The sequence below is a fragment of the Clostridiales bacterium genome (assembly GCA_014799665.1).
Lineage (GTDB): Bacteria > Bacillota > Clostridia > Christensenellales > Pumilibacteraceae > Anaerocaecibacter.
This window is the reverse complement of the sequence record JAAVHP010000010.1, coordinates 1-26,022: the sequence shown is the minus strand read 5'-3', so window position 1 is coordinate 26,022 and position 26,022 is coordinate 1. Positions and strand designations below refer to the sequence as shown.

15 protein-coding genes are annotated in these 26,022 nt (G+C 52.7%); 14 read left to right on the top strand and 1 reads right to left on the bottom strand.

Translation table 11 applies throughout. The features are described 5' to 3' along the window. Positions 1-31: 31 nt before the first annotated feature. Complete coding sequence (locus HDT28_04375) at positions 32-889, bottom strand: DUF2188 domain-containing protein (protein ID MBD5131814.1); 858 nt, start codon at positions 887-889, stop codon at positions 32-34. A 186-nt stretch (positions 890-1,075) separates the two neighbouring features. On the opposite strand from HDT28_04375, the gene metK reads away from it, so the two are divergent. From metK to HDT28_04305, 14 genes are all read left to right on the top strand, one after another. After that, complete coding sequence (gene metK, locus HDT28_04370) at positions 1,076-2,242, top strand: methionine adenosyltransferase (protein MBD5131813.1); 1,167 nt, start codon at positions 1,076-1,078, stop codon at positions 2,240-2,242. Between the two features lie 2 nt (positions 2,243-2,244). After that, a complete protein-coding gene (locus tag HDT28_04365) occupies positions 2,245-4,419 on the top strand; it encodes an ATP-dependent RecD-like DNA helicase (protein MBD5131812.1) in 2,175 nt (724 codons plus the stop codon). An 89-nt stretch (positions 4,420-4,508) separates the two neighbouring features. Further along, on the top strand, positions 4,509-5,333 hold the full coding sequence (locus HDT28_04360) for a hypothetical protein (GenBank protein MBD5131811.1): 825 nt from the start codon (positions 4,509-4,511) through the stop codon (positions 5,331-5,333). 59 nt (positions 5,334-5,392) lie between these two features. After that, positions 5,393-6,790 (top strand): hypothetical protein, encoded by a 1,398-nt coding sequence (locus tag HDT28_04355; GenBank protein ID MBD5131810.1) that lies wholly within the window; start codon positions 5,393-5,395, stop codon positions 6,788-6,790. Positions 6,791-6,835: 45 nt separating this feature from the next. Next, a complete protein-coding gene (locus tag HDT28_04350; protein ID MBD5131809.1) occupies positions 6,836-8,431 on the top strand; it encodes a formate--tetrahydrofolate ligase in 1,596 nt (531 codons plus the stop codon). Positions 8,432-8,531: 100 nt separating this feature from the next. Further along, positions 8,532-9,374, top strand: coding sequence for an NAD(P)-dependent oxidoreductase (locus HDT28_04345; GenBank protein MBD5131808.1), 843 nt, complete (start codon positions 8,532-8,534; stop codon positions 9,372-9,374). A 304-nt stretch (positions 9,375-9,678) separates the two neighbouring features. Further along, entirely contained in the window at positions 9,679-11,457 is a 1,779-nt protein-coding gene (locus HDT28_04340; GenBank protein MBD5131807.1) for an alanine--tRNA ligase, read from the top strand. A 25-nt stretch (positions 11,458-11,482) separates the two neighbouring features. Further along, positions 11,483-13,441, top strand: a complete 1,959-nt coding sequence (locus HDT28_04335) for a class I tRNA ligase family protein (protein ID MBD5131806.1) — start codon at positions 11,483-11,485, stop codon at positions 13,439-13,441. Between the two features lie 92 nt (positions 13,442-13,533). Next, positions 13,534-13,878: a four helix bundle protein gene (locus HDT28_04330; GenBank protein MBD5131805.1), complete on the top strand. Its 345-nt coding sequence runs from the start codon at positions 13,534-13,536 to the stop codon at positions 13,876-13,878. Between the two features lie 65 nt (positions 13,879-13,943). Then, positions 13,944-16,364, top strand: a complete 2,421-nt coding sequence (locus tag HDT28_04325) for a leucine--tRNA ligase (GenBank protein MBD5131804.1) — start codon at positions 13,944-13,946, stop codon at positions 16,362-16,364. A 158-nt stretch (positions 16,365-16,522) separates the two neighbouring features. Then, the gene (locus tag HDT28_04320; protein MBD5131803.1) at positions 16,523-17,215 is read left to right on the top strand and encodes a hypothetical protein; all 693 of its coding nucleotides are present in this window, start codon (positions 16,523-16,525) and stop codon (positions 17,213-17,215) included. Beyond that, positions 17,212-22,617, top strand: coding sequence for a leucine-rich repeat domain-containing protein (locus HDT28_04315; protein ID MBD5131802.1), 5,406 nt, complete (start codon positions 17,212-17,214; stop codon positions 22,615-22,617). Before HDT28_04320 ends, HDT28_04315 begins: the two co-directional genes overlap by 4 nt. Further along, positions 22,610-25,699: a hypothetical protein gene (locus HDT28_04310; GenBank protein MBD5131801.1), complete on the top strand. Its 3,090-nt coding sequence runs from the start codon at positions 22,610-22,612 to the stop codon at positions 25,697-25,699. The genes HDT28_04315 and HDT28_04310 overlap by 8 nt, the downstream gene beginning before the upstream one ends. 8 nt (positions 25,700-25,707) lie before the next feature. Continuing rightward, positions 25,708-26,022 (top strand): hypothetical protein (locus HDT28_04305; protein MBD5131800.1); only part of this gene is annotated, 315 nt, incomplete at its 3' end.

The following is a 26,022-nucleotide window of genomic DNA, read 5'->3' as shown; positions in this document are numbered from 1 at the left end:
TCTAATTCCTAATTCACAATTCCTAATTGAATTAAATCTTTTGGAACTTTCCGTCTTTTTTGTGGACGACGAGCTGTGCGTGAAGGCGTTTTGCAAGGTCTTTTGCGAGCGGCAGCGCTTCCTGCTTGGTGTCGCAACGGCGGTACGTTCTCGGCGAGTCGGAGCGCAATACCACCCAGTTCATTTTCATTCTGTCGTACTGGACGGATACCTGCAATGCCGAATTTTCGTCGCCGTACTCATTGTCGTATTCGTCTTCGCCGTAATCGTCCTCGTCTTCGACAGGAGCGGGTGCGGGCTTTTTAGCCGTCTTTTTAGCGGGCTTTTCGTCCTCTGCCGCTTGCTCGTTTTGCGCCGCGACCTCGTTTTTGAGCGCGGTGTTTTCGGCGGTGAGCGTTTCGATCTGTTCTTTAAGGTCCTGAGTGGTCGAGTGAATATCGACTATCATAGAGCGAAGCTCTTCCGTTTGTTTATCCTCTTTCGGCTGCTCCTTGGGTTGCTCTTTCGACTGTTCTTTTTTAACTTCCTTAGCCTTGGGTTCTTCCTTGGCGTAGCGTTCCCTGTACTCTCTGTCGACCTGTTCGCGGATAATGGGTTCCATTTCGGCACGGATCTCGGCGCGAAGCTCGCCGCTGTCGCGTAGCGGTTCGACAGCCGACAGCTTGTCGTTTTGCTCTTGCAACGCTTTTCGCTTCTTCTTGTTCTTAACGCCGACAATAGCCGCGATAATGATAGTCAGAATAAGCACGACTGCGACGACGACAAGAATGAGCATGACTACCGATATGTAGTCGTAACCCCAATCGCGCCAAGCCTTTGCGGGGTCTGCTTCGCCGCTTTTAAAAAGCTTGCCGAAAAAATTATCGAGCGCTTCCAAAAATGCTTCCATGTTTGTTTCAAATTCCTCCGTGGTTTTTATTTGCTGTTTGATATTATATCATTTTATATTGTATTTGTCAATAGCTATTCTTTAATTAATTTAGGTTCAGAGCGTGTATCTTTGCTCCGGACTTGACAAAGGGATAGCATTATTGTATTATATGATAGTTAATAATATTTTAGGAAGTGTTTACTTATGCAAAGAATAGTATCGTCGGAAAGCGTGACCGAAGGACATCCCGATAAAGTTTGCGATTATATAGCGGACTCCGTGCTCGACGCGGCGCTCGAAAAGGACGCGAACAGCCGCATTGCGTGCGAGGTGTGCTGTGCGACGGGGCTTGCCGTAGTACTCGGCGAGTTCGATACTCAGACCGATTTTATCGACGTGCAAAAGATAGCGCGCTCGACCATTGCCGAGGTGGGGTATACTCATCCCGAGCTTGGCTTCGACGCTACGACCTGCGCCGTGCTTAACTGCATCAACGGTCAGTCGCCCGACATTGCGCAGGGCGTTATAAACTCGCTCGAAACCCGAACGCTCAGCTCCGCCGATCCCTACGACGCGGTAGGCGCGGGCGATCAGGGTATGATGTTCGGCTACGCGTGCTCTGAGACCGACGAGCTCATGCCCATGCCGCTCACGCTCGCGCACTCGCTCACCCGTAGGCTCGCCGAGGTGAGAAAGAGCGGCGAGCTTGATTTTCTGCGCCCTGACGGCAAGGCGATGGTTTCGCTTGCCTACGAGGATAACGTTCCCGTCGGCGTAAAAACGGTAGTCGTGTCGGCGCAGCATTCGCCCGACGTAAGCGATAAAAAGCTCAAAGACGGCATTTACGAAAGCGTTATAAAAAAGGTCGTGCCCGAAAAAATGTTGAAGGGCGCGGAGATACTTATCAACCCGACGGGGCGGTTCGTAGTGGGCGGGCCCGCGGGCGATACCGGCGTTACCGGCAGAAAGATAATCGTCGATACCTACGGCGGCGCGATCCCGCACGGCGGCGGCGCGTTCAGCGGTAAGGACGCTTCTAAGGTCGACCGCTCGGCGTCCTACTACGCGCGGTACGTGTGCAAAAACCTCGTTGCGGCGGGGTTGTGCTCGCGCGTGATGATCCAGGTCGGGTACGCGATAGGTAAGGCTCGGCCCGTTTCGCTGTTCGTCGACACGTTCGGCACGGGCGACGACTCTAAGATAAAAGCGGCGGTCGAAAAGGTGTTCGACTTCCGTCCAGCGGCGTTCATAGAGAAGCTCGGGCTTAGGAACCCCATTTACAGAAAGACGACTAACTACGGGCATTTCGGCAAACGCGACTTGCCCTGGGAACAGCTCGACAGCGTTCAGAAGATCAAAGCGGTGTATTGATTTTGGACAGGCTTTCGGGTTCGGTTGAAGAAATACGTTTTCGCAACGATGAAAACGGCTGGACAGTGCTTGTGCTCGACAGTGACGGCGATCCCGTTACAGTGGCGGGCACGCTTCCGCCTGTCACGCCGGGCGATTTTATCGAGCTTGAAGGCGAGTTTGTCATTCATCCCAAGTTCGGCACGCAGTTCAAAGCCGAACGCGCGTCCATTGCCGCGCCGCGCAGCGAGTACGGGATCATACGGTTTCTCGGCTCGGGGCTTATCGAGGGCGTGGGCGAAAAAACGGCTGCGCGTATCGTCGATAAGTTCGGCGTGGACGCTATCGAAATAATAGAAAAAACGCCCGAAAGACTTTCCGAGATCCGCGGCATAAGCCCTAAGAAGGCGGTCAAAATAGCGGAGAGCTTCGGCGCGCTCCGTGCTCAGCGCGAGGCGATTATGTTTCTCGCGGGCTACGGCGTGTCGGTCAATCTTGCGCTCAAACTGTATTCGGTGTACGGCGCTTCTACCGTTTCCACCGTCAAGAGCAATCCGTACGTTCTCGTCGAGGACGTGGACGGCGTGGGCTTTCTCACCGCCGATAAGATCGCGCAGTCGATGGGTATTGACCCGCTTAGCGATTTCCGTATGCGCGCGGGGATAGTTCACGCGCTGGGCTCGTCGTGCGAGAAAGAGGGCAATACTTATCTGCCGAAAGATAAGCTGTTCGACGAGGCAAAAAAACTGCTCGTGCGCTACGACGAGGACGGGCTTGTGCGTGCGCTCGATTCGCTCATGATCGCGCGTAAGGTCGTTATTCCGTTCGAGGGCGCCGTTATGGGCGAGCTGTATTACCGCACCGAACGCGCGGCGGCGGTTAAGACGGTCAGGCGCGTGGATGCGTCGGGTATAGTTCCCGTCGACGTGAATGATGTAATAGATAGGTTCGAAAAGACGGAGAATATAACGCTGCATGCGGCGCAACGCGAAGCGGTCGTTAACGCCGTGACCCACGGCGCGTCCGTGATTACGGGCGGACCGGGCACGGGCAAGACCACTATTATCAACTGTATACTTTTCGTGCTCGACGCGCTCTCTCTTACTGCGACTTTGCTCGCGCCGACGGGTAGAGCCGCCAAGCGTATTACAGAGGGTTGCGGCAGAGACGCATCTACAATTCACCGCGCGGTGCTTATGCTCGAAGACGGCGCCAAGTTCGACGCGAACGCGGTAATTGTAGACGAGTTTTCCATGGTCGATATTTTCCTCTACAAAAACTTGCTCGACCACATGAGCGACGCAACAAAACTTATCGTGGTCGGCGACGCCGATCAGCTCCCGTCGGTAGGGGCAGGCAATGTGCTTCGCGATCTTATAGCGAGCGGGCTCGTGCCCGTAACGCGGCTTAGCTTTATTTACCGTCAGTCGAACACGAGCCGAATAGCGGTAAGCGCGCACGAGATAAACGACGGCAAGGTCCCCGACCTTACGGCGCGCGACGGCGATTTCTTTTTCTTCCGTATGCGGTCGGCGCAGGAGATTGCGGACATGACGGTTCAGCTCGCCACGACGCGCATAACGGGGTTCTGCGGAATAGAGCCGCACCGTATCCAAGTGATAGCGGCGCTCAAAAACGGCGTGTGCGGCGTGCATACTCTTAACACTCGGCTTCAAGCCGCGCTCAACGCCGGCGCGAAGAAAAAGGTGGTTGTCGGCGACTGCACGTTTATTGAAGGCGACCGCGTTATGCATACCGTGAACAACTACGAGCTCGAATGGTCGCGCGGTAGCGCGAGCGGCGTGGGCGTTTTTAACGGCGATATAGGAATAGTGGTGCATGTGTTCGATACCGGCGAGATCGAAGTTGAGTTCGAGGACGGGCGGCGCGTACTGTACGCGGGCGAAAACCGCCGTCAGCTTATTTTATCCTACGCGGTGACTGTGCATAAGAGTCAGGGCTGTGAGTTCGACGCGGTGGTAATGCCGGTCATCGTGGGGGCGCCCGTAATTATGACGCGCAATCTTTTGTACACGGCTATCACTCGCGCCAAGAAAATGGCGGTACTCGTCGGCGACGAGTATGCGGTCAAGCGCATGGTCGATAATAACTACGTAGCCGAGCGGTTCTCCGCGCTTAATGTGTTTATAGACGACGCTAAGGCGGGAATGACTAAGCTGTACGGAGATGTGAATTAAGAATTACGGACTCGCTCCGCTCGTAATTAAATAATGCCCGACGCCCTTCGGGCACCTTCCCCAATTGGGGAAGGCGAAAAAGGAGATATATGAAATCCGACAATAAATACGACAAAAAGAAACTGATAATCCTGCGCGCGGCGCTCATTGCGCTCGGTGCGGCGGTAGGCGGTACTGCGGTATGGCAGTATTTCGTTTTCTATCCGCAGGTGATGCGCGAGGAGTTTCGCATAATCGTTATAATAGTTTCTGCGCTCGCCCTGGCGGCGCTCCTGGGCTTATCGGCTAAGCCGCTTTATAATCTGTTCGTTAGCGTGCGCGGCGTGGTCGGTTCTGAGTTGTCCGCGCTCGGCGGCAAGGGCGTAGCGGCGGTCGTGCTCGGGCTCGTGACGGCGGGTGTTTTCGCGTTCGTCGTCGACGTCATGATAAAAGCCGTATACGATATTTTGGCGGTGCGTATTCTTATCGGCGTGCTCGTGTATATAGTGTTTGCCGCGCTGTGCTGTTACGGGTTTACACGATTCCTAGCCGAGGATGAGGAAAAGGCGATGCCCATAAAGTTTAACCGTGGATATCTTTTGACGGTAGACAGCCTTTTCGATGAGCGCGTAGATACCGTCGCACAGGCTCTTCCCAATGTGAAAACGCTCGACAATGCGTACAAGGCGTTACTGCTTGCGGGCGGCGACGGCAACGCGGCGGCGTTGCGGCTTTCCAACTTAGTGTCGAGCGGATCGGTCGCGGTCATACGCTCGACTGCCGACTTTTCGAGCATGGACGAGTACCGCGAGATAGAAAAGAAAATCGCTCTATCCAAGAGGCTTAAACGTGTTACCGTGGACGGCGTGCAGGATGACGGCGCGCTATCTATCGAGTTGTTTGCTAAACCGCAGGATAATTCTGAACCAATATAATTGACAAATCTTCGGGTTTGCTATATAATTTCGATATACCCATTTAACTGGAGCGGCGGGTGGAAATAAAGAACAAATACGAAACAAAATTGCAGGCAATAGCGCTGTCGAGCGACTCGTTCACGACGGGCTATTTCGTCATGTGTTTGTTGATGTTCGTGCCGTTCATTGCGACGAGCCAGGCGAGCATAATAACATGGTTTTTGCCGCTGTGCTGCCTTATCCCGCTTGCGGTAATGCCGCTGTTCTATTTGCTCGTTCACCGCGTGGATATGCTACTCTTCGGGCGGTATCACCTCGTTATGCCTATTTCGGCGTTCGTGTCGGCGATTTCGTTCGTTATGATGTTCACCAATCAAAACTCGATCGCGCTCGTATTTATCGGCGCGCTCGTGTTTGCCGTTTCCATTACGCTATATCGGTATTGCGCTTTCTCCGTTCGCGCGAGGTTGGGCGGCTTTGGCATTACCTCGCACTCGTTGTGGTCGGGCGTTTTCTCGGTGCTGGGAGCCGTCGGCGCGCTTGCGTCCTACGCAGGCTTTATGTACGCCGATCCCGAAACTATGTATATCAACTGCGCGTACGTGATCTCGCTTACCTGCGTGGTGCTCGCCATGGTGCAGTACCTTGTTACTCACTACGGCATTCCCAAGCTGGTCGGGCGGCGTGCGCTCACCGTTAAGAGCGTGTACCGCACTTTCTATACGGGGCTCGATATTCGGCTGTTTGTTTCGTCGTTCCTGTTCCAAGCGGCGTTTGCGTGTATTGCGGCGCTGTTATTGTTTTTTACGGCGGTGCGCGGAATTTGGATCTACACGACCGTGTTCGTGGCGCTCGCCGTTGTTTGCGGCTACGGCGCGATGCAGTCGGTGTCCGCCAAATACGTTACCAAGTGCAATAACGTTTTGCTCGGTGTGCTGACGGGCGGGTTCGCGGTTTCGTCCGCGCTGCTGATAATAGCTTCCGTCGTTCCCATGAATATCGCGGGGTTCACCGCAATAGTGATAGTTACCTCGGTCATTGTCGGCGCGTGCGGCGCGCTTTGCGTGCGGCTGACCAAGCTTAGAGTAGTTGCGATCAAGCCGCACATTACTAGCGGGGTTGTGTATATCCTGACAGAGCTCGTCACGCTTTTGGCGTTTGCCGTTGCGCTCCTTGCCGCGGCGATCGTCGTTACCATTTGGTTCGACCTGACTTCGTTCATTTGCGGGTTTGCGGTCGCGGCGGTGCTCGCGACGATCGCGCTTGCCATAAGCGTTAAAAAGATTTCGAGCGGCGACGACGAGCAGCCCGCCGAACTCGAACTCGGCGAGGAGCAATTGGACGCGCCCCCGCAAGCGGACGGCGAAGCCGAAGAAACGGAACAAGACAGGGAAGCCGAAGAATTCACAGAAGGCGAGCCGAACGAAGCCTACGAACAGGCGGACGGCGACGAAGGCAGCGAGACCGAGGAATAAAATTATTCGACTACATTTTCGCAGTAATGCGACAAGGAGAAATACATGAAAACGGATATTGAAATAGCTTACGAAGCTAAACCTCAGCCTATCGAGAAGATAGCGAAAAAGCTCGGTATCGATAACGTTTACCGTTACGGCGATTACGTAGCCAAGGTAACGCCTAAGTTCGAGCCCAAGGCGAAGATAATTCTCGTTACCGCTATCAACCCGACGCCCGCGGGCGAGGGCAAGTCCACCGTTTCCATAGGGCTTGCGGACGGGCTCAACAAGATAGGCAAAAAGACGGCGCTCGCGCTCCGCGAACCGTCGCTCGGACCCGTTTTCGGTATGAAAGGCGGTGCGACGGGCGGCGGCATGGCGCAGATTCTGCCCATGGACGATATCAACCTGCATTTTACGGGCGACCTTCACGCCATCACCGCGGCGAACAATCTTTTGTGCGCGATGATAGATAATAGCCTGTACTTCGGCAATCCGTTAAAGATCGCCAAGGTCACTTTTAACCGCTGCATGGACTGCAACGACCGCGCGCTTCGTTCTATCGTGGTCAACGCCGGCTCGGGCGCGCGCGACGACGGGTTCAACATCACCGCCGCGAGCGAGGTAATGGCTACGCTCTGTCTTGCCGCGAACTTCGACGATCTCAAAGTTCGGCTCGGGCGCATTATCATAGGCTACGATTACGAGGGCAAACCCGTTACGGCGGGCGATCTCCAAGCCAACGAGGCTATGGCTGTTCTTTTGAAGGACGCAGCCAAACCCAATCTCGTACAGACGCTCGAAGGCACGCCTGCGTTCGTTCACGGCGGACCGTTCGCCAATATCGCGCACGGTTGTAACTCGGTCATTGCGACAAAGACGGCGGCAAGCTACGCCGATTACGTAGTTACCGAGGCGGGCTTCGGCGCAGACCTCGGCGCGGAGAAGTTCTACGATATCAAGTGCCGTATGTCGGGAATCGTACCGTCGGCGACCGTGCTCGTCGCGACCGTTCGTGCGCTCAAATACGGCGGCGGCGGAGATCTCGTCGGCGGCATGGGCAATCTTATCAAGCATATAGAAAACCTTACCAAAGTATTCGGGCAGAACGTTGTCGTTGCTATCAATAGGTTCACCGACGACACGGCGGAAGAAATCGATACCGTAAAGAAAGCGGTAGCCGCCGCTGGCGCGGTCGCCGTGCTCTGCGAGTGCTGGGCTAAGGGCGGCACGGGCTCGACCGAGCTTGCCGAAGCCGTCGTCAAGGCGGCGAGCGGCAAAGCCAAGCTCACCTTTACTTACGACGATAACGACACGATAGTCGAAAAAGTGCAAAAGGTCGCGACCAAGATATACGGCGCGGCTAACGTGGTTTGGACGGCGAAAGCCAAGAAGAACCTCGAAAAGATGCTGCCGCTCGGCGTTGATAAGCTTCCCGTGTGTATTGCAAAAACGCAATACTCTTTGTCCGACGACGCCAAGAAGCTGGGCCGTCCCGAGGGCTTTACCATTACGGTACGCGACGTACAGTACCGCGCGGGCGCGGGCTTCGTTGTGGCCGTTGCGGGCGATATACTGCTCATGCCGGGACTGCCGAGAGTTCCCAACGCCGTCGGCATGAAGATAGATAACGACGGCAAGATAAGCGGACTGTTTTAATTAGGAATTAGTAATTAGTAATTAGGAATTAATAAGGATAATTGAATCACTGCGAAGCGGTCAATCATTCTTAATTCCTAATTGTTATTTGGAGGATAGTATGAAAATTCTCGTTACGGGCGGAAGCGGCTCTATCGGCAAGGCGTTCGTCAAGAAATACAAAAAGACTTTTGACATAGTCGCGCCTACGCACGAGCAAATGGATCTTACGGACGCGCGCTCGGTCGCTAAGGTTTTTCAAGAGAATAAGTTTGATGCGGTATTGCACCTTGCGTGCTTGCCCGATAGGGGCGCGAACGCGACGCTCGAAGCGGATAACCTTATAATGTTCAAGAACGTTCAGTACATGGCAATTGCGTACGGCGTTAAAAAGCTTATCACGGTAGGCGAGGGCGTGGAGTTCGATTCGAGCACGCCGATAGTCGACTTTACCGAGGAAATGTTAGGTAAGCATATTCCGCACGACGCGTACGGTTTGGGGCGGTATCTTATAACCATGCTCGCGGGCAAGGATAAGATCACGACCGTTTTAAGACTTTTTACCGTTTACGGCGCGGACGGCGGCAAGGGTATTATCGACAAGATCGTGCAGGCGGGTGCGCGCGGCAAGAAGCAGATCGTTATTCAGCGCGACCGCGTTGTCAGCACGATTGCTATCGATGACGCATTGCGTGTATTCGCCGAGTTCCTGCAAAAGGATTTGCCGCGTGGCGATTATAACCTTGTATCGAACGAGAAAACGAGCTATCTCGAAATTGCCAAACAGGTCAAGCGTTTGGTGCGCAAGGACGACGGCGATATTGAGATAGTGGTGAAGAACGACGAGCCGCTCGCCGAATACAGCGGCAGCAATCAGAAACTTTTGTCCGTTCTTCCTAACTTGAAGCTCACGCCCGTACAGAACGGCGTTAAGAGTTTGTACTTCGCTTCGAGAAAGTGGTAAAGCGCAATGTTGCGTTGCGCAGTGATATATACGCTAAGGCGTATATGATATAACCGTTTGCGGTTGTGAAATGCGGCGTTCGCCGCGTGATATGTTCGGCTTTGCCGAACGTTGCGGTCGAATTTTTTGAAAATATTATAACTTAAAGTTTTCTTGCTTACTTCTTTTCAAAAGCGGCAGAGATTCTTCGCTAACGTTCAGAATGACAGGAAGAAAAAGCAACGTAAACCACATTAACCCCAACTTAAAAGTTTCTTCGCTTCCTTCTTTTCAAAGAAGGAAGAAAATAGTTCGGAGAATAATCATGAAACTTACAAGCAAAGAGCTCAGAAAAAAATGGATGGACTTTTTCATCGAGCGCGGACACACGCCCATTTCGTCGGCGTCGCTCATTCCCGAAAACGACCCCACCGTTCTGTTCACGACGGCGGGAATGCACCCGCTCGTTCCGTACCTTTTGGGTCAGCCGCACCCTGCGGGTAAAAGGCTTTGCGATTCGCAGAAATGCGTGCGCACGGGCGATATCGACGAGGTAGGCGACGCGGCGCACTGCACGTTCTTCGAAATGCTCGGCAACTGGTCGCTCGGCGATTACTTTAAGGACGAGATGGTGCCGTGGAGCTACGAGTTCTTGACTAAGGTGTTAAAGCTCGATCCCGATCGGCTCGCCGTCACTGTGTTCGAGGGCGATAAAGACTGCCCGCGCGACGAAAAGACCGCAGCATTGTGGGAAAAATGCGGGATCAAGAAAGAAAATATCTTCTTCCTCGGCAAAAAGCATAACTGGTGGGGCCCTGCAGGTCAGACCGGTCCATGCGGCTCGGACACCGAAATGTTCTTCGACACGGGTAAGCCCAAGTGCAGCGATACCTGCTCGCCCGCGTGCGATTGCGGCAAGTATATCGAGGTTTGGAACGACGTGTTCATGGAGTTCAACAAGAACGCCGACGGCAGCTTCACTCCGCTCAAACAAAAGAACGTAGATACGGGCATGGGCTTGGAACGCGCTATAATGAACGTTCAGGGCTTGAAGTCGGTATACGACACCGACGTGTTCGTGCCTATCGTCAAAAAGATAGAGGAGCTTTCGGGCGCGAGCGTGAACGACGAAACGAAAGTAAAGGCCATTCGCGTCGTCGCCGACCATATAAGAACTTCCACGTTTATCATTGGCGACGAGCGCGGCGTTACGCCGTCCAACGTCGACCAGGGCTATATTCTCCGCAGGCTTCTGCGCCGCGCTATTCGGTTCGGCTCGGGCATCGGGCTTAAAGCGGGCGATTACTCAAAGATCGCCGAAGTGGTAGTTGATATTTACGCCGAGGTCTATCCCGAGCTAGTGGCTTCGCGCGACAAGATAAAGCACGAAATCGACGAGGAACAGGCGCGGTTCGAGCGCACCCTCGAAAACGGCATGAAGGAGTTCGAAAAGCTCGTCAAGTTCCTTCAAACGGACACCATTCCCGGCAAGTCGGCGTTCAGGCTTTACGACACGTACGGCTTCCCGCTCGAAATGACGGTCGAGCTTGCAAAAGAGCGCGGGTTCAAGGTGGACGTGGACGGGTTCAACGCTCGGTTCGAGGAGCACCGCAATCTTTCACACGCGGGTGCGGAACAGCGCTTTAAAGGCGGGCTTGCAGATACGGGAGAGCTTACGGCGCGGCTGCATACCGCGACCCACCTTATGCATCAAGCGCTTAAAGAAGTGCTCAACGATCCCACAGTCAACCAGCGCGGCAGTAATATTACGCCCGAGCGGCTGAGGTTCGACTTCTCGTTCGGTCGGGCAATGACCCCCGAAGAAGTCAAGGCGGTAGAGGATAAAGTCAACGCGGCGATCAAAGCCGACGTTACTATCACCTGCGACGAGATGACGGTCGACGAAGCCAAGGCGAAAGGCGCGGTCGGCTTGTTCACGTCCAAGTACGGCGAGAAAGTCAAGGTGTACACCATGGGCAAGTATTCCATGGAGATATGCGGCGGACCGCACGCCTCGCACACGGGCGAGCTCGGGCATTTCAGAATAGTTAAAGAACAGTCGAGCAGTGCGGGTGTAAGAAGAATCAAAGCTGTACTGGAATAAAGCAGTAATAAAAAGGTGGAGTCTTATGGAAAGACCGAAATTTCCCAAACGCGTAGTTATAACCGGCGGTATGCCTTACGGCAGTAAGGAACTGCATTTCGGGCATATAGGCGGTGTGTTCGTTCACGCCGATGTCTTTGCGCGGTTCATGAAGGACAGGATAGGCGAGGAGAACGTAATATTCGTTTCGGGCACAGATTGCTACGGCTCGCCGATAGTGGAAAAATACCGCACGCTTACGGCTGCGGGCGAGTTCGACGGATCGATAATAGATTTCGTCAAAAAGAATCACGACAGCCAGAACGATACGCTCAATAACTATCTTATAGGCTTGTCGCTGTTCGGCGCTTCGGCGTTCGGGATAGGCGGCGGAAAGCACGCCGAGCTGTCGCGCGAGGTGTTTAAAAAGCTACTCAAAAGCGGCGCGTTGTCCGTGCTCTCCACCAAGCAGTTCTACGACGAGGAGCGCGGCACCTTCCTCAACGGCAGACAAGTGGTGGGCAGGTGCCCCATAAACGGCTGTAAGTCCGAACAGGCTTACGCCGACGAATGCTCGCTCGGGCATCAGTATTTCCCCGAGGAATTGATAGCGCCGGTCAGCACGCTTTCCGGGAAACCGCCCGTGCTTAAAGACGTTAAAAACTGGTATTTGGATATAGAAAAATTCGCGCCGTACCTCAAAAAGCTTGTAGAGAAATGGGAAGGCGATCCCAAGGTCCGCGCGTTCTTGACCAACGTATGCAAAGAGTCGCTTAATAAACCGACACTGTATACCAAAACCGAAAACAAAGAAGCCGTCGAGAAAATTTTGGCGAAGTCCAAGCTTAAATATACCTGCGAAGCGGACGAGCAAAAGAACAATTGCAAAGTAGAATTCGAGAAACTTAAAGACCGCGAGAGCGCGTGCACGTTGCTCGCTCAAAACGGCATTCGCTTCCGCACGGGGAAAACGCTCGTGCCTTTCCGTATTTCGGGAAATATCGAGTGGGGCGTGAAAATTCCCGACGAGGGCGATATGAAAGACCTCACGTTCTGGGTGTGGCCCGAATCGCTGTGGGCGCCTATTTCGTTCACGCAAGCCTATCTCGAAAGCGTGGGCAAGCCGAAAGACGCGTGGCGCGATTACTGGTGCAGCGACGACGCGGGCGTTTATCAGTTTATCGGCGAGGATAATATTTACTTCTATGCGCTCGCCGAGGGCGCGCTGTTCGAGGCGTTGAACTCAGATAACGACTGGAATATCAAGATGCCGACGATAGTGCCCAATAAACATATCCTGTTCTTTAACGCCAAGGCGAGCAGCAGCGGCAAGATAAAACCGCCCATGGCGCAGGAGCTGTTGACGCACTATTCGGCGGAGCAGTTGCGTGCGCACTTTTTCGGGTTGGGTCTGGGCAACGCGAGCGTTCCGTTCCAGCCCAAGCCGTATAACCCCAACCCGACCAACCAGGGAGACCCCGTATATAAAGAATGGTCGATGTTCACCAACTTCCTCAACCGCGCGGGGCGCACGCTGTTCTATTCGTTCCAGAAATACAACAACGGCGACAATACCGTGCCGCAGGGCGCCGTATCTGCCGAGATCTTGCAAAAGTGCGAAGATCAAATCGTTCGGTACGAAAACCGTATGTACAGATTCGAGTTTGCGGACGTCATGATCGAGCTCGAAGAATTCTTCAAGTATATTAATAAGACGCTGTCCGAGCGAATGAGTAAACTCCAAAACGACTTCAACGAGGCGGAGTTCAAGCAAACGATAATCGACGGGCTGCACCTTATTAAAACGGCTACTGCGCTGTCGCACCCGATCGCGCCCGTATCTACCGAAAAGGTGCGGGAATATTTGGGGCTTACGAGCGCGCAGCTGTATTCGTGGGATAACGTATTCAAGCCCGTGGGCGAGCTGGTAGGTAAAGCGCACGCGCTTAAATTCCTCGAACCTAAAACAGACTTCTTTACGCGTCCGTCGTGGCAGTATTTATAATAATTCGTAATGCGTAATTCGTAATGCGTAATTAAGGTCAATTTAAAGTTAATGCGTAATTGCGAATTATTCAATGATCGAGGTTTTAGAGTATGGGAAACGCCATAGTCGATAAGAGCAAAATTTTTGCAATACACATTGTAAATTTCGTTAAAGATATTCAAAACGAAAAACATGAATTTATAATGTCAAAACAGCTTTTGCGTAGCGGTACAAGTATCGGTGCAAATGCAAAAGAAGCGATACGTGCCGTAAGCAAATCGGATTTTTATAATAAACTGAATATTTCTTTGAAAGAGGCAAGCGAAACCGAGTATTGGTTGGAACTTTTACATGAATGTGATTATGTCGATGACGGCGCTTTTAATGGCATTTATTCAGAATGTCAAGAGTTAATAAAAATACTTATGGCAATAACTAAGACACAAAATAATTAATTAACCGCGAAGCGGTCCGTAATTACGAATTACGCATTACGAATTACGCATTAATCGGAGATACAATGAACCATAACGAAATCGAAAAGAAATGGCAAGGCATTTGGAACGAAACGGGTATAAACACGTTCGATCCCAAGGCGAAGGGCGAAAAGCAATACGTTCTCGAAATGCTTCCGTACCCGTCGGGCGCAAAGCTTCACATGGGGCATTGGTATAACTACGGCATTGCCGATTCGTACGCGCGGTTTATGCGTATGCGCGGCTATAACGTTTTTCAGCCGATGGGGTTCGACGCGTTCGGGCTTCCCGCAGAGAACTACGCCATTAAGACGGGCGTTCACCCCAAGGACTCGACGGACGTCAATATCTCCACGATGGAGCGTCAGCTCGCCGACATGGGCACGATGGTCGATTGGGCGCATGAGTTCCGTACCTGCGCGCCCGATTACTACAAGTGGACGCAGTGGCTGTTTTTACAGCTTTACAAGAACGGGCTCGCTTACCAAAAGAAAGCGCCTGTCAATTATTGTCCGTCCTGCCAAACGGTAATAGCCAACGAGCAGGTAGTGGACGGCAAGTGCGAGCGTTGCAAGACAGAGGTCGTTCATAAGGAAATGACCCAGTGGTTCTTTAAGATTACCGATTACGCCGAAAAGCTTTTGGAGGGTATCGACGCGCTCGATTGGCCCGAAAAGACCAAGACCATGCAACGCAACTGGATAGGTAAGTCGGTGGGCGGTGAAGTAGTTTTCGACCTAGAAAAGCCGATCGGCGACGTTAAGAGCATCACCGTGTTCACAACTCGCGCCGATACGTTGTTCGGCGTAAGCTACGTGGTGCTTGCGCCCGAGCATAAGTACGTGGATATTCTGGTAAGCGATGAGCAGCGCGCGGCGGTCGAAGCGTACAAGCTTGCAACAGCCAAACAGTCCGAGATCGAGCGTTCGTCCACCAGCAAGGAAAAGACGGGCGTGTTCCTCGGTTGCTACTGCATTAATCCCATTAACGGCGAGAAAGTGCCCGTATATATTGCCGATTACTGCATAGGCACTTACGGCACGGGTGCGGTCATGGGCGTTGCCGCGCACGACACGCGCGACTACGGGTTCGCTATAAAGAATAATATGCCCATTAAGCAGGTCATCAAAGCCGAAAAGGGCGAGTGTGAATTACCGTATACCGAGTACGGCGTTATGGTAAACAGCGGCAAGTTCGACGGTATGAAGTCGGCGGACGGTAAGCTCGCCGTTCTGGACGAGCTTTCTAAGATCGGGCACGGCGGGCGCAAGGTCAATTACCGTATGCGTGACTGGTCGGTATCCCGTCAGCGGTACTGGGGCGCGCCCATTCCCATTATTTACTGCGAGCATTGCGGCGCGGTGCCCGTTCCCGAAAAGGATCTGCCCGTAACGCTGCCGTACGACGTGAACTTTACGCCCGACGGAAAGTCGCCGCTAACAAAGTGCCCCGAGTTCGTCGAAACCGTTTGCCCCGTTTGCGGCAAAAAAGCCAAGCGCGAAACGGACACGCTCGATACCTTCGTTTGTTCGAGCTGGTACTATCTGCGCTATCCCGACGCGCATAACGACCGCGAGCCGTTCAATAAGAAAACGGTCAACGCCATGCTGCCCGTGGACTGCTACGTGGGCGGACCCGAGCACGCTTGCACGCACTTGTTGTATTCTCGGTTTATAAACAAGGTCTTGCACGACCTTAAATATCTCGATTTCGACGAGCCGTTTAAAAGGCTCGTTCACCAGGGCGTTATCCTGGGTCCCGACGGCTACCGCATGAGCAAGACGCGCGGCAACGTTGTGTCCGCCGATCCGCTTATAGAAAAGTACGGCTCGGACGCGCTCAGGCTTTACTTGATGTTCGGATTCGATTACGTGGAAGGCGGTCCGTGGTCGGACGGCGGTATCGTATCGTGCGCCAAGTTCATGGATAGGATAGAGCGGCTCGTTTTGGAAGTCAAGGACGAAAAGGCGGACGGAAAGGCGGGCGCGCTCGATTACGAGCTTAACTACTGCATTAAAGAGCTGCTCCAAGACATTCCCGAGTTCGGGTTTAACACCGCCGTGGCTCGGCTCATGGAGCTTGTGAACGCCGCATACAAGTATCGAGGCGAGAGCGGTTACAGCCCCGCGTATCTTAAATACGTTTTGCAGGTGCTCGTAAAGCTTATGGCGCCGCTCGCACCGCATTTCTGCGAAGAACTCAATCAGATGATGGGCGGCAAAAAATCGGTGTTCCTCGAAAGCTACCCGACGTTCGACGAGAGCAAGCTTGTAAAAGCCACGACCGAATACGCCGTACAGATCAATTCGCGTATCCGCTGCAAGATAGTCGTGCCGCAGGGCATGAGCCGCGACGAGGTTTCGGCGTTCGCGCTCGATAACGATGAGGTTAAAGCAGCACTTGCCGGCGCTATGCCTAAAAAGGTTATCGTTATTCCCGATAGACTTGTGAATATTGTGGTTTAATTGAGACTTGTGAATTGTGAATTAAGGATAATTAGAGTGCTTTCATGACCTGTATCCTAATTTCTTAAATTACTTGATATTTAACCGTATATATGTTATAATTACGACGAGACCTTCGTCGTAATTTTTTGTTGCGAAAAAACAGTGAAGAGGTTCTTATGGCGGGCTTTGTTGCTTTACTTATAGTTATAATAGCCGCGTACTTAGCGCTTGCCTTGGGAGCTTTCCCAAAGCTGTTTTTTTCCACGCGCTATTCCGTGTCCGCTTCTTCCGACCGTTTCGTAAAATCAGGCGATGGCAAAGATAATCGCGGCATGGTGTTTTATCCGACGGAAGAAACGAGCGAGTACATAAGCCGCTACGCTTTATCCGACCGTGACGGCAAGCGCGTGCTAGTTTGCAAGCTTAATAAGCCTATCGACCGTTTGGACTACGACGTGGTCGTGTTCGACGGCAAGAGCAACGTAAGGCGCGTATTCAACGTTAAGGACGACGTGGGCGGCGGCGACTATACGCACGCCGTAGAGCTACCGTTCGACACGGTGAACGTGTCTCTCGTAATCAACGAGGCGGACGGCGTTAAGTTTGATCATAATATAGTTGAAAATGTTTCGGGAAAACGCATCTTTGGATTTTGCATTGTGAACGCTGTGCTTCTTGCCGCGGCAGTTTACGGTATTCGCGTGTGCATGGGGTATATCTTCGGCGGGCTGTACGCCGAAAGTTTTTGGCACGTTTCGCGCAGTAATCTTGTTTCCGGCCTGGTCGCCGCCGCGCTTGTGCTTGTTGATATTATCACGGTAGTATCGACATTTGCCGTACGGCGTAAAAGGAACGGGGTGAAGAAATGAGCGTAAGCGTAATCAACAAAAAGTCGTGCGCTTATTCTCAGCCGACCGATATAGCCCACGTTAAACAGCTCGTGATCGTTGAAGAAAACGGCGAGCGGTTTGTCATTGTTAAACTGTGCAACGGGCGGGGCGAGCGTCTTAATTCGGTTACTTTCGGTATCGTCGCGTACGACGAGGCGGGGAGAGTTATAGGCAAGTCCAAAGAAAAAGCGGACGCGATCTGTCCTCCCAATAATACTGTCGTTTGCGATAAGCGTTTGCCTGTGCCGAGTGGTACGGTCGATTGCAAGGTTACCGTTTCTTCCGCAACATACGGAGAATATACGTACCGAATGAGCGGTGGTAAGGTTGCCGTTGATTTTGCTGAGAAAAAAGAGGTAAATCAAAAGCAGATTTCGACGGATAACAAAACAGATAAGGACGTTATTTCTGTAACGGCGCGCCGAGATAAAACGCCCGTTGCGATTACCGTCGTCCTCATATTGGCGCTTATTTTTGCCGTAGCGGCGATTTTCGGTTTTCTCGTATACTTTAAGGCGACCGAAAAAACCTTTCTTCACGCAGGGGTGGAGTATGCGTTTATTGATCAAGAAGCGAGGGACGGCGATGTAAAAGTGGTCGGCTATCGAGGCAAGTCCGCGCGTGTGGTTATTCCCGCCGATATAGACGGACACGAGGTTAAGAGCCTCGATGCGCGTGCGTTTGCGGGCAACACCGCGGTTACGTGTATTGATTTCGAGGGCGAGATTGCTATCTCCGAATACGCGTTCGACGGGTGCAAAAATTTGAAATCGGTCGGCTTCGGCAATATCACGCAGATAGGCGAGGGCGCGTTCCGAAGCTGCATCAGTCTTGAAAACGTGACGATCACCGATAAGATTGACGTCATTTCGCTCGGAGCGTTTTACGGTTGCGTAAATCTTAAATCGGTTGTAGTCGAGGAAAGCGAAACACCGTTAAAGCTAGGTCGGCTCGTTTTTTCACAGTGTGTTATCGATAGTGTGGATTTCGCCAGACCGATCGATTTCTCGTTCTGTAACGGCATGCGTAATTATTTCGAGAGCTCCGTTGTCGACGAACTGCATTTACTGTCTTTCGACGTTTCGGGTAGGGCGAGCGAAATAAACATTTTCAATGTGTTCGGTGCGAGCGGCAAGGTCGGCTCGCTTACTATCGATTCTCTGCAATTTATTCCCGATAATTTCTGCGCGTCGCTCGATATAGAAAAGTTCGAGGTGGGTTCGCTCGAAAGCGCTACCGTGGGCGAGAGCGCGTTCAACGGGTGCATAAACCTTGCTGAGTTCGTCAGCCCTACGCCAATAACCTCTATCGGCAATTGCGCGTTTATGAACAGCTCGCTTACCGAGTTCGATCTGACCGCCGTTGAAGGGCTGGGAACAAAATGCTTTGCTGCAAACGGTAAGCTCGCTTCCGTGGACTTTACCGATAACGACGTTTTGACGGCGATCGGTGAGGCGGCTTTTTACGAGTGTTCCGCGCTCGAAAGGGTGACGATACCTTCTGCCGTTTTGTCGATTGAGCAAGATGCTTTTAAAGGTTGCGGCGGACTTAAATTATTGAACTTCGAGCAAGGTTCCGAGCTTGTACGTATACAGCAAGGCGCATTTACCGATTGCTCGGGGTTGAGCGAAATCGAACTCGATTGTAATCGGCTTATCGAGATAGGCGACTCGGCGTTTGAAAATTGCGAAAATGTTACAAGTATCAACTTGCCCGATGGCGTAGTCGATATAGGCGATTGCGCGTTTGCAAAAACCGCGGTCGTAGATATCACGCTGCCCGATTCCGTGAAGTCGGTCGGTATGGGTGCGTTTGCGGGCTGTCCGCTCATAAGCTTTACCGCGCCGTTCGTAGGCGAGTCGCGCGATGGTGACGGCGGGCTCTCGCATATCTTTGACGAGCCTAGCCATATCGGCTACGATACGGTGCCCGACACGCTCAAACTCGTGGTCGTTACCGACAGCGAGGTTTTGTGTGACGGCGCGTTTTATGGATGTGATAGCATAACCGACTTCGTTCTTTCCGACGGGCTTACGTCGATAGGCGAACACGCATTCGGCGGCTGTACCGGCATTACCGAACTCGATATACCGAGCACGGTCACGGCGATAGGCGATTACGCGTTCGTCGGGTGCACGGGCTTTACCGAGTTCGTAGTCGAAGATAATATAAAATCGCTCGGCAGGGGCGTGTTTTCGGCTTGTGATAACCTAACCTCGCTCACTTTGCCGTTCGTCGGCATGAGCGACGGGAACGGTACGATCGGGTACTTGTTCGGGTGGAACGGAAACGCGAGCGAGGCCGTACCGTCCGCGCTTAAAAACATTACGGTGACGGGTGGAACAAGCTTACCCGAAGACGCGTTCTACGGGTGCGAGAGCGTTGAGAATATAACGTTGCCCGAGAAGGGTATTACCTCCGTCGGTAACTATGCGTTTTACGACTGTTCGTCGCTTACTTCGCTTGTTATTCCAAACAGCGTTACTTATTTCGGCACGAATGTTTTTTTCGGATGTTCGTCGCTCGAAAGCTTGTCTGTTCCGTTTGTGGGCACGGAGCGCCCGATCGGTACCGAATATTATTGGAATATGGATATGTACTATCTCGGTGCGCGCGAGCTTACGGAGCTTAAAAAGGTTACCGTTACCGATAGTGAGTATATCCAGGCGTCCGCATTTATGAACTGCCGATACTTGGAGCAAATCGTATTGGACTGCGAGATCAAGGGTATCGATGCTAGCGCGTTCGACGGGAGCTACAAGCTTTACGAGGTGTTCGACTATTCGGGTAATTCGCTCGCGATAGACGGCTATAATATCCTTGCCGTACATACCGATAGAGATGAAAAAGCGCTTACTACGATCGTAAGCGGTGACAATAAATACGTGCTTGCCGACGGCGAGTATTACCTTATCGACTGTGCGACGGATAAAGAAGATTTGGTTTTCGAATCAAGCGTCAGCGTAGGCGAGCACGAGTTTACCCGATATTCGCTGTTCAGCGGGCTTTTGTACGGCAACCGTAATTTAAGGTCGGTGACTATACCGAAAAACGTTACGGCTATCGGCGGGCACGCGTTCGACGGTTGCGCTAATTTGAAAAACGCGAACCTCGCAAACGGAGTGAATACGATTTACGAATACGCGTTCGGCTCGTGCGACAGGCTTAAAAGCTTTACATTGCCGTCCTCCGTTACCGAAATACAGGACAGCGCGTTTTACGGGTGTTACAGGCTTTTCGAGGTGTACGACCTCGGTTCGCTTGATATTACGGTGGGTGCGACCGACAACGGCGGCGTTGCGCGGTACGCTTCCGCAGTGTTTGCAAATACGAATGACGGGCTCGATAAGACCACGGTCAGCGGCGTAGAGTATTATAAGCTTAATATGGACGAAACGTCGTGGTGGGCTGTCGACGTCGTAGACGAGAACGCGACGTCGCTTACGCTCCTGCCGTTTACGTACGGCGGCGAAAGGGTGGATAAGTTCGGCATTTACCGCAATCCCATTTCCTATTGGCACGAGAGTATATTCGACGGCATGAGAGAAGTAACGGCGCTACGCCTCGGTGCGGTCACGGAAGAAATCACCGACGAGTTTTCTACGTTCACTCAGCTCGAAAGCGTAGAGATTTCCTCGGGCGGCTATGACGGTATTCGCATAGGCGATAGAGCGTTCAGCGGCAAGTGGCGGTTAAAATCGTTTACGGCGACGGCAACAATTACCGAAATCGGCGAGAGTGCTTTTTCGAACAGCGGCGAGTTTACCTTTAATGCGGGCAAAGTCGGCGTTATCGGGGATAACGCGTTTTCGAACAGTTCTATTAAAAGCTTCGTCGCAAGCGATGTGGGGACTGTCGGCGATTACGCGTTTAAGGGTTGCGGTCAGCTGACCGCCGTCGATTTCGGGACTGTCGGAAGCATTGGCGATAACGCGTTCGGCGAGTGCGTCAATCTCGAAAGTTTCGACAACGACGGATATATCGGATCGATAGGCGAATATGCGTTCAGCGGCAGCGGTTTAAAGAGTCTGTCGCTCGGTAGGGTCGACGAGATAGGCGGATTTGCGTTTGTAAATTTGCGTGCTTCGTTGCAATTCAACGGCGATATCGGCACGATCGGGGCGTATGCATTCGCATTTAACAACGCTATAGAGTCGCTTTCGTTCGGTGGCGCTGTGCAACAGATAGAGCGGTATGCGTTCTATAACTGCTATACGCTCGAAAGTGTTGTTCTTCCAGAAGGGCTTACGACGATAGGCGAAAGCGCGTTCGAGGCGTGCCAGTCGCTCGGCTTCGTTTCCTTTCCTTCTACCGTTGTAAGAGTGAGCGCGACGGCGTTTTCCAATAACTACCGTATTTTGTCTGTGGTCGACAAGAGCGGACAAATCACAGCTGAGCATTTCACGGTCGCGCCTGTCGTTTTGGGTGATAAAGAAATATCGCTTACATACGACAAGGTTACCGAGGACGGCGTTACCTATTCGTTTGTCGGCGACGGCAAGGCGTGGACTCTTTACGATATAGAAAGCGCGTACGATTCGGCTAAGCTACCCGAAAAACCAACGCTCAACGGGAGCGAGGTAACAAGCTATGCGGTGCGCGGCTATGCTTTAATGAACGGCGGCTCGCTGTCTTCCGTAGTTTTCGGAAAGAGCGTAAGCTCCGTTGCAATCCGAGCGTTCGGATATTATGCGCCTACCGTTTTCTTCCTCGGTACCGAGGCAGAGTGGGGCGGCGTAGCGGGGAATGAAAACTATTACGCGTACCTTTACTCGGCGTGTATTCATGAAAGCGGAACGCGGTTGTGGCGGTACGAGTATGGTCAGCCTACCGTTTCGCTCACCCGCTTTGACGAGAGTGATTACACAGTAACCAAAGAACCGACATGCTTGACGGCGGGCGAGAAAGAAATAATTTGCCCCGAATGCAATAGGAAGCTTACAGAAGAAATCGAGCCGATTGCGCACGACTTTGTAAACGACGAGTGCAGGTTTTGTAAGCTTAAACGTGAGGTCGTGACCGAGGATAATTTCGGCACGCTGTCATGCGCTTCGGTAGATAACGACGGTGCGTTCGCCGTGAGCGATGACGGCACGATTTCCGCATGTAGCGCCTCTACGCTTACTATTACGCTTAAAAGAGACGCTAGGGTCGAGTTCGGTTTTATGGTGAACGGCAACTATAACGATAGAATTACGGTGAGTATCGACGGCGTCGAGTATTCGTCTTGCAATGGCTATAACTATTATTATACCTATTTTTCGAGCGAGCTGGTCGCCGACACGGAAATCACGATTACGTTTACCACGTTCGGTAATTACGGGTATATCACCGCAAATATTATCAACTTAACCTTCTACTACGGGGGGAATGATGCTTAAAAACAGAGATATTATAAGTAAGCTGACGGACGATCAAAAGATCGCGTTTGCCACTGATATAAATGCCACAGCGAGCGACGCGTTGACTTCGCTCGGCGTGCCGCGCATAGAAAGCACCACGCTCGAAAACGTATGCGCTCTGTTCGGCGGCGACGCGGTTTATCCCGCGCTGTCCTCGCTCGCTTCCTCGTGGAACCCCAAGCTTATTACGCAGGTGGTAAGCGATATTATGCAACGCAGCGGCGCCGAGAAATACAACCTCGTGTTCGCGCCCGATGTGAGTTTTAAGAGTAGTGCGTATTCAAGCGGACTGTCCGAGGATCCCTTCCTTTCGGCAAAAATCGGCGGGGCGGCGGTGACTGCTATCGAGGATACGGGCGCGGCGGCGTGCGTTATCGGCGGAAGCGTAAGACAAATCGACGCAGACTACTCCGACTTAAAGCCCGACCCACGAGCAATCAATGAGCTTTACGGTAAAGCGTTCGACATGGTCATGCGCAACCGCGAGCCGAGCGCGGTAAGGCTTTCGTATGGCAAGCTGAAAGGAAGCTACAAGGAAGTAAACGATAATATAGTAAACAGAAACCTCGAAAAGAACGTTACCAAAACGGTGATTGTGGATGGCGCGTACGAAGAAGCCTTGCGCAGCGGCATAGGCAAGGATAAGCTTTTGTTTATCGGGTCGTCGCCCGCTGCAGTGCGGTCTGCGCTCAAAAATTATAAGCGCATGAAAGAGGACGTGGAGCGCGGCTCTATATCTCTTGAAGAATTGAAAACCGCGATCGAGCGCGGTACGGCGATCTCTACCGAAACGCTCGATACCGCCGTAGATAATGTTATAGAGTTCGGTAAAAAATTACAGCGTGCGCGCAAACATTACGCGGCGGGCAACGGTCAAAGCGATTATTCCAAGCGTCAGGTTTATGGCGCGGCGCTCGAAAGTATTGTTCTTTTGAAAAACGCCGATAACGTGCTGCCCGTTAGGAATGTTCGTATCGGCGCGGTGGGCGAGATCCTTTCCGCTTACCCCGATCACGTAAAGTCGATCAAATCTTCCGTAGAAGCGAGCGGCTCGACTTTCGTCGGGTACGCCGACGGCTACCGCTTGGACCAGGACCGAAGTGACGAGCTTTTACAGGGCGCGGCGAGTCTTGCAAAGGATTGCGATATAGTGGTCGCGTTTTTGGGGCTCGGCGCGCGGCGCGAGCAAAAGCTTCAAGATACGCGGTCGGTCAAGCTGCCCGCAAACCAGCTCGTTCTTTTGGATACGCTTTTGCGTTCGGGGAAAAAGGTAATAGCCGTAGTTTGCGGCGCGATAGTCGATATGAAATTCGATAATAACGTCCACGCATCGCTGTCCGTTCCGCTCGGCGGCTCGGGTACGCTTAATGCGTTGTTCGATATTATTTTCGGCGCTTCACCGTCGGGCAAGCTTGCGTGCTCGGCTTACGACGATACCGACGAGGCTATGGCGTATCTTAGAAATTGCGTTAGGAACAATAAGTTCAAGATGGGCGAGTTCGTCGGGTACAGACGGTACACGACCGAAAACCGCAGGATCAAGTATCCCTTCGGGTACGGGCTTTCGTACGCCAAGTTCGAGTACTCCAACCTTGTCATTACGCCAGAGAATATCGAGGTGACAGTTAAGAACGTGGGTTCCGTTCCCGCGTACGAGGTTGCGCAGCTCTATGTGGGCAAGACCGATTCGGCGGTGCCGCGCCCCGTTAAGGAGCTTAAGGGATTTGCCAAAACGCTTATTCAGCCCAACTCATCCGTGCACATAACTTTCCCCATTAACGCCGCTATGCTTGACACGTTCGATGAGGCTACGGGAACGCGCAAGACCGAGGGCGGCAGATACGAAATTTACGTAGGTGCGTCGTGTACCGATATTCGTTTGCGCGGCGCGGTTGAGGTGTCGGGCGCGACATTCACTAAACGCGGAAATATGAGCGACTATTTGGAGGGCTTCGACGAAGCACCTGACTTTTCCGCCGTCGACAAAAAAGGCTTTAACTCGGCGCGCCCCGCAGAATCGTTCTCGTTCGAAAAGCTGTTCGCCGATGAGTTCGAGGACGACAGTCCCGACATTGCGGACGACGAGTTCGAGGACGACGGGCAGGATGACTACTCCATGTATATCGACGACGGCGTTACCGCCAAAACGCTCGTCGGGTGGCTTATATCGGCGGGCAAGAGCAAGGGTGTGGGTATCGACCAAAAAACCGCGCGTGAGATAGTCGGCGCGTTCTCGGCGTCGCGTGCGGTGCTCTTTAAATGCTCGCAAAGCGAGTTTGCTATGCTATCGGAAGCGCTAAGCGCGTTTTGCGGATGCGCGCTGAGTAAGGACGACAGCGCAAGCTACGTAAACAGCGATAATCTTTTTATCAACGGCAACGACACGGCGCTCACGTCGGCGATCGGGTTTGCCGAAACGCACCGCGACGTGATGACGCTCGTTTCGCTCGACAACGTAAGTACAGATATTCTCGGCGAGGTGTTCGTGCCGTTCATTAGGTACGCGACCGCGCCCGATAGCATGACGGTGACATTCGGCAGGAACAAGCGCGCGCTTAACGTTTCTCCTAATCTTTGGTTTATCATGCGGTTGGACGAGCGCGCGTACAAGCGTTATCCCGCGTACATAGCAGATATGGCGGCGGTGATAATTCCCAAGGTTTCGCGCGTTGCGCCCGCGGGCGGCATGGTGACTTCGCCCAACTATTACCAGTTCGGCGCGGCGTGCGCGGCGACCGAAAATGCGTTCGATATAGACGAGCAGCTTTGGAAGCGGCTCGACAAGCTCGAAAGCTTCGTTTCGGCGCGGACTGCGTTGAATCTCGGCAACAAGGCTTGCGTTCAGATGGAAAAGATAATCTCGGTGTGCTTGGAGTGCGGCGCGGACGGTGTGGAAGCGCTCGATACCGCAGTCGCCATGAAGCTTGCGCCGCATATCGCGTACGCGCTTAAAGGTAAGCTTTCGGCGGACGATCCCGAGCTTGCCGCGGTCTTCGGTAGCTGCTTCGGAGACGATAATATCGGGCATTGCTTGACGGTGCTTAACGTATTTAACGGTTAGAGGTGGATATGCCTTACGGGTTTGTTACAAACGAATATTTGAACGGCATAAACGAGATTTGGGAGTATATCACCTCGGGTATAGCCATTCTTATCTACGCCATAGTTATTATCGCGCTAGTGGCGCTTTTGATTGTGTCCGTGCTCGTGGCGGACAGTCGGTCTAAAATCATTATCGATAAGAAAGTGGGCGATGCGGAAGCTACCGACAAGCCCGACAGCGCGCCCGAAGATCTATTGAAAGACGGGGATGAGGAAGCGGACGAGCAAGAGCAAGTCAACGAAACGGGCGAGCGGTTCCCGTCGCTACTCAAAATCGACGAG

Coding starts and splice junctions, on each gene's coding strand:
- HDT28_04330 (MBD5131805.1), top strand. CDS start 13,534: ATGGGAAACGCCATAGTCGATAAGAGCAAAATTTTTGCAATACACATT.
- HDT28_04310 (MBD5131801.1), top strand. CDS start 22,610: ATGCTTAAAAACAGAGATATTATAAGTAAGCTGACGGACGATCAAAAG.
- HDT28_04320 (MBD5131803.1), top strand. CDS start 16,523: ATGGCGGGCTTTGTTGCTTTACTTATAGTTATAATAGCCGCGTACTTA.
- HDT28_04315 (MBD5131802.1), top strand. CDS start 17,212: ATGAGCGTAAGCGTAATCAACAAAAAGTCGTGCGCTTATTCTCAGCCG.
- HDT28_04360 (MBD5131811.1), top strand. CDS start 4,509: ATGAAATCCGACAATAAATACGACAAAAAGAAACTGATAATCCTGCGC.
- HDT28_04375 (MBD5131814.1), bottom strand. CDS start 889: ATGGAAGCATTTTTGGAAGCGCTCGATAATTTTTTCGGCAAGCTTTTT.
- HDT28_04350 (MBD5131809.1), top strand. CDS start 6,836: ATGAAAACGGATATTGAAATAGCTTACGAAGCTAAACCTCAGCCTATC.
- HDT28_04325 (MBD5131804.1), top strand. CDS start 13,944: ATGAACCATAACGAAATCGAAAAGAAATGGCAAGGCATTTGGAACGAA.
- metK (MBD5131813.1), top strand. CDS start 1,076: ATGCAAAGAATAGTATCGTCGGAAAGCGTGACCGAAGGACATCCCGAT.
- HDT28_04335 (MBD5131806.1), top strand. CDS start 11,483: ATGGAAAGACCGAAATTTCCCAAACGCGTAGTTATAACCGGCGGTATG.
- HDT28_04340 (MBD5131807.1), top strand. CDS start 9,679: ATGAAACTTACAAGCAAAGAGCTCAGAAAAAAATGGATGGACTTTTTC.
- HDT28_04345 (MBD5131808.1), top strand. CDS start 8,532: ATGAAAATTCTCGTTACGGGCGGAAGCGGCTCTATCGGCAAGGCGTTC.